The sequence below is a fragment of the Bacteroides sp. MSB163 genome (assembly GCF_036416795.1).
Lineage (GTDB): Bacteria > Bacteroidota > Bacteroidia > Bacteroidales > Bacteroidaceae > Bacteroides > Bacteroides maternus.
In genome coordinates, this window is the sequence record NZ_CP143867.1 from 1,432,132 (window position 1) to 1,446,319 (window position 14,188).

Consider the following 14,188-nt stretch of genomic DNA (forward strand, 5'->3'; position numbering starts at 1 on the left):
GCATTCCTCGCTCTGTATCCCTTTCTGCCTCATTTGAGTACTCTTCCCGGTTCTTTTCTATATTTATTTGCACCGGCCTTAAAGACCGTAAATCAGCAATAAGGACAAAGAGTTTCAGTGACCAATCCTTTTAATAATAATATATATGAAAGACAAATTTCTCAAATCAATCCAAAGAAAGAGCTGGCTGTTGCTGGCCTTGTTCTTCATCAGCAGTTGTAGCAATGAAGACATCGTGAAACATCCCGTCATCACCAACAAGTATGATCCCTCAAAGCCTCAGGCACTGACCGGCTTTATCCCGGAAAAAGGAGGAATAGGTGACAAAATCATTGTTCAGGGAAACTTCGGTACAGACCTGTCCAAGATGAAAGTGTTCTTTGCCGATACCAAAGAGGCTAACATCATATCAAGTGACGGAACTTCAATTTACTGTACCGTACCTAAACAACCAGGCGGTAATAATTCTGTTAAAGTCATTGTAGACGATAAAGAGCTTACCATCGACAAAACATTTGCCTACACACAGGTACAGAAAGTCTCTACAGTTTGCGGAACCTACAATAAAAGAGGAGATACCGATGGAAACATCTACGATGCACTATTCAATAATGTATTTGCTGTCGGCATAGTGGCAGGAGACAACATTGTAGCAGTAGAATCGGACAAGCAACGGGTACGCCTGATTTCAGAGAGCGAAAACCTGGTTACAACCCTGATAAGTGGATTCAAAGCAGGTAAACCTGCAATCAATAAAAACCGTGATAAAATGTATTTTATTGATGTCAAATCAGCTAAAGTGTATATCCTGCGCCGTGAAAATAGTTGGCAACCGGAGCTATTGCGCGAAGGTATCACCGAATTATCCGCCAACAGTGGTGAAACCTGGTCCTGCGTTATTGACGATGAAGAAAAATACCTCTATACAAGAAATCACCTGGGAATCTTCGTACGTATCAATCTGACTGAAAAAGATGATAGCGGACAGTACAAAGTAGAAAAACTCCTTGAACACCGCTGGGACTTTGAAGCTTGGGTTTCCGACCATTGTAGCTATCTGGCTTATAGCCGTGTAGAAGATTGCTTCTATTTTGCAGAAGACAGGACACATGCTGTATACCGGATTAAGCAGAACGCCGACGGCACATGGTCGGACGAAAGATATGCCGGAAACGGCTGGCCTAACCAAACCAATACGGAAGGTTATCGGGAAGAGATACAGTTTGCCTGGCCAAATGGAGTAACTGTTGACAATGAAGGCAACATATATGTAGTAAACGCAGGCGGACAATCCATCCGAAAAATATCCTACCCGGATGGCTACGTAACAATTGCTGCCGGCGGCACCATGTCGGGCGAAACTGAAACAGACGGACTTCCACTGGAATGTACATTCCTATACCCCAAAGATATAGCTATGGATTCTGAAGAAAACTTCTATATAGCCGGAGGTGCAGGATTGAATGTGCGTAAACTCGCTATAGAATAAACTCCTTCCCGTAAATCAATAAATAAACTAATATATGAAAAATAGATTTTTCCTTATACTTTCATTCCTATTGCTTGCAAGTGTGCTTCCACTTGCCGCACAGAATGGTTTCACCGTATCCGGTATTGTGATGACGGAGCAAGGTGAAGAATTACCCGGTGTTACGATTCAATATAAAAACAATCCTTCCAAAGGAGCTATCACGGATGTTGATGGTAATTTCCGCATGGACAATGTTCCCGCCAATACAGTATTGGTGTTTACCTACATAGGTTATGCACCCCAGGAACTGGTGGTAAACGGAAATAAAACCAAGCAAAAGATTGCACTGAAAGAAATTGTAAATGAGACCGATGAGGTAGTGATTGTAGGTCGTGGTACTCAACGTAAAATCTCGGTAGTAGGTGCGGTAACTAACGTAAAGGCATCTGATTTACAAGTTCCTTCATCCTCGGTAACAAACATGTTGGGAGGTCGTGTACCGGGCATCATTGCCGTAACCCGAAGCGGTGAGCCTGGCAATGACTTTTCTGAATTCTGGATTCGTGGTATCAGTACTTTCGGTGCAGGTGCATCCGCTTTAGTGTTAATTGACGGTGTAGAAGGCGACCTGAATATACTTGATCCTGCCGATATTGAAAGCTTCACCATCCTGAAAGATGCTTCCTCTACAGCTGTATATGGTGTACGCGGTGCCAACGGTGTGGTACTCGTTACAACAAAGCGCGGTAAATCGGGTAAACTGAATATCAGTGTGAAAAGTAATGTCGGGCTTTCCTATTCTGCACGCAATCCCGAATATGTGGACGGATATACATACGCACAACTGGCCAACGAAGCCTCCGTTGTACGAGGTGGACGTCCTGTATATAGTAATGCCGAGTTAAACCTGATAGAAACAGGACTGGACCCGGATTTATATCCCAATGTAAACTGGCGCGATGTCATGCTGAAAGATTATGTATGGAACAATCAGCATCACATCAGTATCAATGGTGGTGGAACGAATGCACGTTACTACATGAGTGTGGGCCTCCAACACAAGGATGCCATCTATAAGCAAGATAAAGGAATTAAAAACTATGATAATAGTGTAGGTTATAATAAATACAATTTCCGCGCAAATATCGATGCTAACCTAACCAAAAGTACTATTATTGAGCTGGGCTTATCAACAGAGATTGTAACCAACTCTTTCCCCGGATATGCCAATGATACGAAAGCCTTGTGGCAAACACAAGCCAACCTGACCCCTGTGACCGTTCCGGTACTTTATTCGGATGGTTCGCTTCCAGCCTACGGTGCCAGTGCTGACCAACAGAACCCATATATCTTACTAAACTATACAGGTTATAAGAAGAGAAATGAAACGACAAGCAGTATCCGCCTACGCCTTGAACAAGATTTTGACCAATGGATAAAAGGTCTGAAGGCGGAAGCCACCATGTCAATCAATACTTTTTCTTCCCTCTTACAGTCTCAGACAAAAACTCCCGCACTCTATTATGCTCAAGGAAGAAACAGAGATGGCTCTTTGAACCTGATAGAAAAGGTCGCTAGAACAGACGATAAATACGAATCTACCAATTCAACCACACGGAAAATCTATTTCGATGCCCGTATAAATTACAACCGTTTATTCAACGAACAGCATCGCGTAACCGGATTACTTGATTTCTATATGGAAGACTTCATTACCGGTGAAGCACAAACACTTATTGCATCCATTCCTAAAAGATACACAGGTTTAGCCGGCCGTGCCACTTATGCTTATAAAGACACTTACTTCTTGGAAGGAAACATCGGCTATACCGGTTCAGAAGCATTTGAAAAAGGACAAAAATTCGGTGTATTCCCTGCAATCTCAGCAGGTTGGGTGCCCACACAATATGAATGGGTACAGAAGAATCTGCCTTTCATCAACTTTTTTAAAATCAGAGCTTCTTATGGTATCGTAGGTAACGACCGACTTACCAATGATAACAGCATACGCTTTCCGTTCCTTTCCACCATGAAAGAAGGTAGCGGAGCAGGTATCTGGGGAAGCGGTCAAACTATTTATGAAGACCAGGAGGCTTCTCAGAATCTGCGTTGGGAGAAAGCCAAGAAGGTCGACATAGGTATTGACGGACAGTTATTTAATAATAGCGTAGACTTTACTATCGACTTCTTTAGCGAACGCCGTACAGGCATCTTCCAACAGCGTGCCAGTATCCCTGACGAAATGGGATTAGCTACATTACCTTGGGCAAATGTAGGTGAAATGAAAAGCTGGGGAGCTGATGGCAACATCTCATATACCTATCGATTCAAAAATGATATGAGTCTGACAGGCCGTGCTAACTTCACTTACTCTAACAACAAACTGCTTGAATACGAACAAAGTGGTATCAAATACCCCTATCAAGCATGGAAAGGAACACCTTGGGGGACTCAACGAGGACTGGTGGCCTTAGGATTATTTAAAGACCAGGCAGACATTGATGCAAGTCCCAAACAGACTTTCACAAGCAATGTAATGCCAGGAGACATCAAATACAAAGATATCAATGGAGACGGCAAAATTGACAGTTACGATGAAGTACCTATCTGTTATTCTAACGTACCACGCCTGCAATACGGATTCGGTTTGGAATTTCATTGGAAAAGACTAACCGTAAGTGCCCTGCTTGAAGGAGTAGGTCAAGTAAACTTCCTGTATGGAGGAAACGGCTTCCACCCTTTCAACGGTGGACAAACAGGAAACATACTCAGCATTGTGGCAGATGCCAGCAATCGTTGGACACCGGCTTCCTATTCCGGAACCAAGGACACGGAAAATCCAAACGCGCGTTTCCCACGTCTCACTTATGGAGAGAATAAAAACAATAATCAGGCATCCACATTCTGGATTGCAGACGGATCTTATGTACGTTTGAAGAATGTACAAATCATGTATGACATCACTCTACCATGCTTCAAGAAAATCGGTTTGCAAGGCTGTCAGATCAGTTTGATCGGTGATAATCTTCACTGCTGGGACAAAATTAAATTATGGGATCCAGCACAAGCGTCTGACAACGGTGCGGTATACCCACTACAACGCGTATTCACCATACAGGCAAATCTTCAATTCTAATATAAAAAACGAAATCATTATGAATACTAAATATACATTTAAAGCTCTTCTTTGCAGTATGTTCATTTGGGCGGGAGTAAGTCTTGGATTAAGCTCATGCGAGTCTTATCTGGATGTAGATTCCTACTTTTATGATCAAACTAATATCGACTCTATCTTCCAGAGCAAAGTACGTGTCAACGAATATATTAATGGAATTGCCACTAAACTTCCGAATGAGAGTAAACTGTTCACTGAATCTTCCTTCCCATTCGGTATGGCCTCCGATGAATGTTTTGCCTCTTGGCCAGAGGATTATGGCGATAGTGGTAACCGACATTCTGCAATGGCATTATTATTAGGAAACGAAACACCGCAAAGTGCACACTATAATAATTGGGTAACTTTTTACCAAGGCATTCGTAAAGCCAACACTGTACTAACCCGCATCAATGAGTGCAAAGAGCTATCGGATATGGAACGTCGTGACTATACAGGCCGCGCTTACTTCCTGCGTGGTTATTTTTACTTCAGTTTGCTACGCCAATATGGCCCCGTGCCCATTGTTCCAGACAAACCTTTTGATGCCGATACTCCGTCTGAAGAAGCTTCAGTAGAGCGAAACACTTATGATGAATGTGTAGATTATATTTGCAATGATATGGAAAAAGCATCAGAATTCCTTCAAGAAACCCGTACACAGCAGTTCCAAAATATTCCGACAAAAGGTGCAGCATTAGCTGTCATTTCGCGTTTGCGCCTTTATGCCGCAAGTCCATGGTATAACGGTAACAACCGATATACAGACTGGAAAACCTCGGATGGACGAAACTATATCTCTCCAACCAACGATAACTCTAAATGGGGGAAGGCCGCCGTAGCTGCAAAACGTGTCATCAATATGGATAAATACAAACTTTATACGACTGCGCGTACAGAAAGAACTCAAAAACTTCCGACCAACATTCCACAGGAGAGTTATCCCAATGGAGCTGGTAACATTGATCCTTACGCATCGTATAAGACCTTGTTCGACGGTTCTGTCAATGCAGAGTTAATCCCAGAATACATTTATTATTGTGATGCCATAACTGGTGGAGACTCCCCACAGTGGTTAGCAACACCAACTGCCTTAGGAGGTGCCAACGGTATAAATCTCTGTATGGATTTGATTGATTCCTACAAAATGATAGATGGATATGACATTCACCATTCCAGCGCAAACTATCCTTACCCTGATGCTTCTCATGCAGGTGATCCGATAGATATTGCTTACAGAGTATCTGACGGCTATACCGTGGATGGCAATGTAGCCAAAGTAGATGCCTACCGTGAACCTCGCTTTTACGCAACCATAGGATATAATCATTGTATCTGGCCTGGTACCTCTTATGTGGGCAATGACCCGGTGACCAATGTGGAAGTGACTTATTACTCTGATGGTAATGCAGGCCCCCTTCCCGAATATCCGGACAACTACAACCGTACAGGCTATACCCTCCGCAAATACATCAATCAGGAAGATAACATGAAAGGCTCCAGTCGTGCCAAAACATTTGCTGTATTCCGTTATGCGGAAATCCTCCTCAACTATGTAGAAGCTTTAAATGAATTGGAAGGAAGTTATACGGATGAAGCCACAGGTATCACCGTGGCCCGCAATACAGAAGAAATAAAGAAATATTTCAATATGATACGTTATCGTGCCGGCATGCCGGGTATTACCGATGCCGAACTGAACAGCAGAGACGACATGCGTGAAGCCATCAAGCTGGAACGTAAAGTGGAGTTTGCCCTCGAAGGACTTCGCTATCACGATTTACGCCGTTGGGGCGATGCGGACGCAGCTTATAATACAAAGATTATCGGTTGGAATACCAAAGCCAGAGTAAACAACCGTACCGGATTCTACACCCGTACAATATGGGATTCAGAGAGAATACAGAAGCGTGTATTTACACAGAAGATGTACTTCTTCCCCATCCCACAGACAACGTTGGATCATAATGCAAAACTGGTTCAGAATCCAGGCTGGTAATTAACTTTAATATTAAGACAATTATGAAAAAGCATATTTTATTTTCATTAGCGATAGGTTCGCTCTTTATGCTCACCGGATGTGAGAACACCAATGTTTGGGAAGAGGAACAGTATATAAAACAAGCCTATCTGGTAGGTATCGGAGAAGAAGGAGCATTAGTGACCCGCAACGTCAACTATGCGGACGAAAGTGCAGAAACTTTCGTATCGGTAGGCACCAGCGGCTCATTGAATCCGGATGGGGACATTCACTGTACATTGATTGAAGATCCCTCAGGCATCACTTCTTACAATCAAAAATATAAATCGAGTACGGAAATCCAATATCAGGCACTTCCTACGGCTAATTACAACATATCTTCAATGAATGCGGTGATCCGTGCCGGAGAATCTTATACCCGCATACCTGTCGCCATCCACCCGGAAGGATTACATTGTGACTCCTTATACGCCCTTCCGCTGAAAATGGAATCTTGCAAGGAGTATCCCGTTGCACAAGCTGAAACAGTGGTTCTGTTCGCTATAAAGACCTACAACAACTACTCGGGATACTACAATTACATCGGTACCAACAACGGAGCTTCCTTTAGTTTGATTCGTAATGCCGTTGCCGTAAACAAGAATACAATTCGTATTTATTATACAGGTACTGAGGAACTGGCAAGAGCGAAAGATACCGGACTCACCATTACAGTGAACGAAGATAACACACTCAGCCTTGCCGGATGGAAGAACCTGAATGTTACGGAGGGAAGCGGAAGCTACGATCCTCAAAACAAAACATTCAGCTTTGCATGCAAGGTGAATGGAAATGAAGTGGAAGCCTACTTAATATCGGCAACGGCAAGCGAAGAATAATCGTAGCCGGAAAGGATATATTAAAAACCACCACAGATTATACAGATAAAAACAGATACTTGCTCTTCAATATAAACAATCTGTGAATATCAGTGTAATCCGTGGTGAATTATTAATTACATAAATGAACTATTATCATGAGAGAAAAAAACATCAAAAGAGTGTTTATGTGTTGCCTCACCGCTTTGGCTGCTAATACCTATGCCCAGAATTTCAATTGGGTCAGCAGCACCGAAGGCAACACTTGGAAACAATCAAAAGTGAAATTACAATCGAGCGCCGGCCAAACCCCGCTTTTAGATATCAGCGGAACGGAAGAAGGCACCACATTCAAAGCATGGGGAACCACCTTTAACGAACTGTGCTGGGATGCCTTGAATATGCTCACCCGTGATGAACAGGATGACCTGTTGAAGAAAATGTTTTCCCCTGAAGGAGAACTTCGTTTCAACAGAGGCCGCATTTCGATGAATGCCAATGACTATGCCCGCGGCTGGTATAGCTGCGATGAAGTATCAGGCGACTTCCAACTGAAGTATTTCAACATCAACCGTGATAAACTGGCTATTATCCCCTTTGTCCGTGCAGCGCAAAAGTATAATCCGGGTATGACTTTCTGGATGTCTCCCTGGTCACCTCCCAGCTGGATGAAAATTAACAATGACTATCCGGTTCGCAGCGACAGGACTAATAAGATGTCGCCTCTGTCTGATGTAGTACTCTATGAGGATAATACGGAGACACGCGATAACGTCTTCCCCCGGCAACTCGCAGTGAACGACTACATGATACAAGACCCCCGCTATCTGCAAACTTATGCCAACTTCTTCTGCAAATTCATTGATGCTTATAAAGAACAAGGAATTCCCATCGATATGATCATGTATCAGAACGAAGCATACAGCTATACTCCGTATCCCGGTTGTGCCTGGACAGCCGAGGGTACCGTACGTTTCAACGTAGAGTATCTGGCGCCCACATTAAAGAAGCGCCATCCGGAAGTAGCTCTCTACCTTGGTACTTTCAATACCAACCGCTATGACTATGTTGATAAAATACTCTCCGACCCACGCATGCCGCAAAGCGTTCAGGGAGTTGGCTTTCAGTGGGAAGGAGGACAGATACTGCCTAAAATACGTGCCAAATACCCCCAGTACAAGTATATGCAGACAGAAAGCGAATGCGGTGGAGGTACCTTCGACTGGAGAGCGGGCGAACACACCTTCCATCTGATTAACCACTACCTGGGTAATGGCTGCGAAGAATACACCTTCTGGAACAGTACGCTTTGTGATAATGGTGAAAGTCCCTGGGGTTGGAAACAGAACGCTTTGATACATGTTGATTCAAAATCCCGTACGGCAACTCTTACACCGGAGTATTATGCTGTAAGACATTATAGCCAGTTCGTAACACCCGGTTCACGTATAATAGCTTACAAGCCTTCAACAGAAGGAAGAACACCGGTCTTGGTAGTGGAAACTCCAGAAAAGAAAAAGGTAGTGATAGCCGGAAACTTTAATGATAAGGCTAAAAAAGTAACTGTGAAATTGGGTAACCGTTACCTGAACATTGAACTTCAACCGCACTCTTTCAATACATTCGAAGAGAAGTAGATTTTTGAAATAAAAAAACAGTGAAGAATCTCTTCTCGTAAAAGAAAGCAGATTCTTCACTACACTAAAATAAAAATTACTTGTTTCCTAACTAACAAAATTTCATCTGAAATATTCTTTTTACCTTTAATTCATCTTCCCTAAAAAGGATTATTTATAGGATCTGTTTTCTAATATTTCTATCTGACCAGCTTTTGTCTCACTCCGAAGTAGATTTGTCAAAGTATCAACATCAAACTGAAATTCAGGATTAAAACTATCAGAATGCATATACTGAAGTACACTAGTATAAAATTGTCTCACTTCTGGTTTATCCATAACAGCTTCCAAATCAGCCATACATATCAGCAACTTTCCTTTATCAACAGCAAGTTCAAAAAGCAAACCTAATTTATGATTCCTTTCAATGTTATCAATAACCTGTATAATAGGAGTGTATTGTGAAGGAAAGTTATCTAATATCATCGGATAACTCTGTTTAATAATAGAAAACCATTGCCAATTCGTATGGAAATCAGTAGGGAAGTCATAAAATAGGGGATGTTCTGGATTAACCAAAATACCTAATGTACCCGGAGATACTGGCCTCTTATTATTCTCACTAATAGTTTTAAACATTCGATAATTCCAATAGTCAGTCTGGAAAAGACCACTTATAGTTTGTTTCTCATATAGCTTATGTTTGGGGAACCATAATACCTTACCTCCATTTTTCAACTCTTCAATAACCTTCTTTCCCAATGTATCAGTTATAATAACATCCGTGAATTGGCTGATTAGATTGTTCGACGAATATATCCAAAGTCCGTAAGTATTTTGGTAAGATGTACCCACTATATTTATTTCCAAATCTAATCTTTGAGCCTGGTCCACTTCAGAAATATTAGGATGAATTCTTCCGATTTCTATCAATCCTACATCTTCCGATGATATCTCCAGACTACCTTTATCTAAAATTTTTCCCTGTAAGGACTTTAATTCCCATATTACAGATTTTCCATTCAATGATTCTTCTGCATAATTGGCAATCTTTATTATCGCTGAAATCTGTTCGTCACTACTCCAACAGAACTTATCTATAACTAATAATGGCACAGTTTCACAACAAAATCCTCTCCATTTCTCTGGCGTAACAAGTCCTTTACTATCCATAAAAGCATCCAATATACCCACATAAGCAGAACCTTGCCCTGGATAATCTTGCAGATCCAACAAGTGGAAACCACCAAAGCCATTCGTTCTCAAGTCCATCTCTATCTCTGCTTTATAAAGTTCTACAGCCCATTTTCCTGATGCACGGAAGAAGTTATCAGCCTGTTTCAGCATTCCTGCTTTCGCTAACCTATTTTTGAAGACTTCCATGTTATAAGGATAAAGTACACCTTTATATTTTTCTATTTCCTTATAATTGGGATATATCTGATATTGTCCTGTTTCAAAGCTGATTACAGGAATCTTGCAACCAGCTATACTAGAAGAAAAATCCATTGTTGTATTTGGATAAGTATGGTTTATGTATCCACCATCATAAGCATCAGCAAAGGAAAAAGATGCTCGCACATGTGTATTGAAAGTACCGGACTGTTCTCCGCCAATACGACACGTTACCAAAAAATCTTCACCAGGTAAATACCCCTTGAACCCTAAATAGTTATTAGAACCGAAAGCATATAGTCTCCGGTCGTCTATGTTCCTGAAAGTATTAATGAGATCTTTCATCACATCCAAATCACCACCAAGCTCATTACCCAATGCAAACATAACAAAAGACGCATGATTTCCATATTCATTCTGTATATTGATGCCCTCTTTAGTCAGGAAAGAATTCAGATATTTATCATTTTTGTCAAAAGCTCCCCAAAAAGGTAATTCAGCCTGAATATAGATACCTTCCATATCAGCAGCCAAAAAGCAAGCTTCTGGCGGACACCACGAATGAAAACGATAGTGATTGATGCCATATGACTTGGCTACCCGAAAATAGTGTTGCCACGTTTCTACATCCATTGCTGTATGACCTGTCAACGGAAATACACACGCATCATGCTTACCACGTAAAAACGTCTTATGTCCATTTATAGCGAATTGCGTACCGGAAGTTTTAAACTCTCTCAATCCAAAGTTGACTATTTGCTCATCGATATCACCTATTTGGACATGTAATTTGTATAAAACAGGATGAAACTCACTCCATAATAATGCATCACTCCCCAAGTCATAATCAAATTCGTATTCTTCCTGCATTTTTGTCAACCTATATGATTTCGCCTTTGTTTTATACCTTATTTTTGTATTCCAAGTTTCCGCATATAGAATTAACTTTGTAGTCTTTTTAATTTTCTCAGGTGAAGCAATATTTACCCTTACACGCACCGATTTCTTATACACATCGGGATATACCTGCACCTCCTTTATATGAAGTCTATTTTTTACTTCCAGATACATATTGCCAATGATGCCATTCCAATTAGTCTGTGTCGACTCTGTAAATGCATGCGAATAGCCTATCAGTTGAGGCGGTACAGATTTGCCATTATCAATCATGATAGTAATTTCATGTTTCCCAGGTACAAGTTGATTAGATAAATCATAAATCTGGTAAGTTGAAATATTATCATTCCGCCCTACCTCTACTCCATCAATCCAGACACAAGTTGGCTTCGTTCGTTCCAACATAAGCCGAATATACTTACCTTTCCACTTTTGGGGAATTTCGACTGTTTTCTTATACCAGGCCTTTCCTACATAAGAGAATAACCTACTCATCATCCTTTTTTATTATAGGATTACCTTTCTTGTTTGTATCTGTTGTACCAGGGAGAATTATCTGTTCTGTGAAACTCTTTTCTGCATAATTCTCTGCTATGCCCACTCCATCCGGATCAAGTTTGAACTGCCATAAACCTTCCAAATTTATCCGGGAGAGTTCTTCTTGTGCCCGCATACCAGTTATTGCACATAGTACTAAGACTACCAGCAAATATATCTTTCTTACCATTATCCAAATAATTATATTAAAATCAGTTTTCTTCGATTATCAGTAAGTCCCACGGTTCAATAGTAACAAGCTCATCTTTCTTTACCATCTTCTTACTTAGCAGATCAATGCCATTCTTACTATAATTGTACTTAATAGACTGGGAAGAAGCAGAATAATTGAATATATAACGAATCCGCTTTCCCTGATCATTTATACCTTGTCTAACAATTATTGGAAATTTATAGTCCTCTTTATGTCTTAATCCAGTTTGTTCAGCCTCTTGGCAGATGATTTTATCTAACAGTTCCCAAGAAGGATATGTAGCAATATAAACTAAACTCCCTTTCCCATAATTATTTTTTGTCACAACTGGCCATTTCTGAAAAAATGGATGCTCAACATATGCTAATGGTTGTGCCGTCTCCGGAATAATAAACTCCATAAATTCACTTGCTGCATTTGATTCTATTCCCCAAGGATTTTCTTTTAACTTCATCGCCCCTATCGTAGAATACTCCTGATAGTAGAAACCACATACTTTACGTAATGGTCCCGGAGCTATCTCTGTTCTTGCCGCATCAAATTCATTGCAATAACCACTTTTATACATCATAATTACTTTGCCACCCTGTTCAACAAATGTCGCAATCTTATTCAAAAGAGTCTCAGAGGCAACATACAGTGACGGAATAACCAACAATTTATATTCAGAGAAATCACAATCATCATTATCACATGGAACAATATCCGTCTCTATATTCATATTAAACAACACTTGGTGTATCATTTCAACAGGATAATTCTCTCTATTTGTATAAGGCATAAATTGCAGGCCATAATATGAATCATGACTGAACAAAATGGCGACTTTATTTTTTTTTCGTAGATTTACAAGTTTCTGACCTATCTTCTTCAATTCTCCAGCTACAGTAGCAAATTCCTTATAAATGCGATTAGGAACCAAATCATGCCCCAACACTCCCCGCCAATACATTTCTTGTCCATAATGCAGAGTTGACCAATGCCAGTATTCCACCATATTGGCTCCAGAAGCCAAATGAGAATAAACATTTTGACGTAATTGACGATCATAAGGAGGATATTGTGCTTTTGCGTCCCATCCTCTACCTTGCGCATTGGTTTCAGTTATAAGATAATTGCCTTTCGACACTGTACGCATAAAATCTCCTCCATAAGCAATGAAATGTCCATCTTGTTTATCTTGAACATCATGATAAATATTAATTGCGGGATATTGCATCTGACGCATACTCTCTTTCTGGTCCATTTCATGGAAAAACGGCATAAAACAATGGGTCACAAATTGATCCTTTCGCTTATATTCATTCACAATATCCACTTGCCAATTTAAGAAATCAGCAACTTTCTTTCTTCCATACCGTTCCCATTCCAGTTTATAAGAAGGATTTGTAACTCCATCTCTGGCATAAAATTCTTCCCATGTATGTATATTCATTCCCCAATAATTGAGTCCCCACGCATGGTTCAAAGAGTCAAGACTATTATCGAATTTCCGTTTTATATAACTCCGAAATCCCACAAAGAAATCCTGATTATTAATTCCACGCGCTAAAGTTTCATTATCTACCTGATAACCAATAATACCAGGATGCGAAGCATAATGCTCCAGTAGACGACGAATGATGCGTTCACTATAAAAGAGATAAGTAGGATTTGTAATATCCATATTTTGTCTAATACCATAATGAGCTTTCCCACCCCTCTGATATACCGCCAACACTTCCGGATGTTTTTCTGCCATCCAGGCTGGAATAGAGTAAGTAGGCGTCCCTAAAATAACTTTAATACCGGCTGCGTACATTTTATCGATAATCCGGTCCATCCATTTAAAATCAAAAACCCCTTCTTGCGGTTCAAACAACCCCCAAGAAGATTCACCGACACGCACCACATTAAGTCCACACTCCTTCATCATCTGAATGTCTTTGTCCAAACGTTCAGATGGCATATATTCATGATAATAAGCAGCACCGTACAATACATTATCGAATTTGGGCTGCGCATATATAATTTTACCTATTGAAATAAATAATATCCATAAAACCAACTTCTTCATATGCTTTCCT

The 14,188-nt window shown here is 40.7% G+C and carries 6 protein-coding genes and 1 pseudogene; 5 read left to right on the forward strand and 2 right to left on the reverse strand.

From position 1 onward, the window contains the following. Positions 1-145: 145 nt before the first annotated feature. The 5 genes from VYM24_RS04930 (at position 146) to VYM24_RS04950 (ending at position 9,100) form a co-directional block, all read left to right on the forward strand. A complete protein-coding gene (locus VYM24_RS04930; RefSeq protein WP_291549722.1) occupies positions 146-1,489 on the forward strand; it encodes an IPT/TIG domain-containing protein in 1,344 nt (447 codons plus the stop codon). A 34-nt stretch (positions 1,490-1,523) separates the two neighbouring features. Continuing rightward, the gene (locus VYM24_RS04935; RefSeq protein WP_217712886.1) at positions 1,524-4,607 is read left to right on the forward strand and encodes a SusC/RagA family TonB-linked outer membrane protein; all 3,084 of its coding nucleotides are present in this window, start codon (positions 1,524-1,526) and stop codon (positions 4,605-4,607) included. Between the two features lie 19 nt (positions 4,608-4,626). Next, the gene (locus tag VYM24_RS04940) at positions 4,627-6,624 is read left to right on the forward strand and encodes a RagB/SusD family nutrient uptake outer membrane protein (protein ID WP_330941612.1); all 1,998 of its coding nucleotides are present in this window, start codon (positions 4,627-4,629) and stop codon (positions 6,622-6,624) included. A gap of 23 nt (positions 6,625-6,647) precedes the next feature. Beyond that, positions 6,648-7,484 carry a BT_3987 domain-containing protein gene (locus VYM24_RS04945; protein ID WP_291599720.1) on the forward strand — a complete coding sequence of 279 codons (837 nt, stop codon included), beginning with the start codon at positions 6,648-6,650 and terminating at the stop codon, positions 7,482-7,484. A gap of 137 nt (positions 7,485-7,621) precedes the next feature. Further along, positions 7,622-9,100: a glycoside hydrolase family 30 protein gene (locus VYM24_RS04950; RefSeq protein ID WP_330941613.1), complete on the forward strand. Its 1,479-nt coding sequence runs from the start codon at positions 7,622-7,624 to the stop codon at positions 9,098-9,100. A 150-nt stretch (positions 9,101-9,250) separates the two neighbouring features. On the opposite strand, the pseudogene VYM24_RS04955 reads toward VYM24_RS04950, so the two are convergent. After that, positions 9,251-12,098 (reverse strand): annotated as a pseudogene (locus VYM24_RS04955) (sugar-binding domain-containing protein). Positions 12,099-12,120: 22 nt separating this feature from the next. Continuing rightward, positions 12,121-14,178, reverse strand: a complete 2,058-nt coding sequence (locus VYM24_RS04965; RefSeq protein ID WP_330941616.1) for a beta-galactosidase — start codon at positions 14,176-14,178, stop codon at positions 12,121-12,123. Between the last annotated feature and the right edge of the window lie 10 nt (positions 14,179-14,188).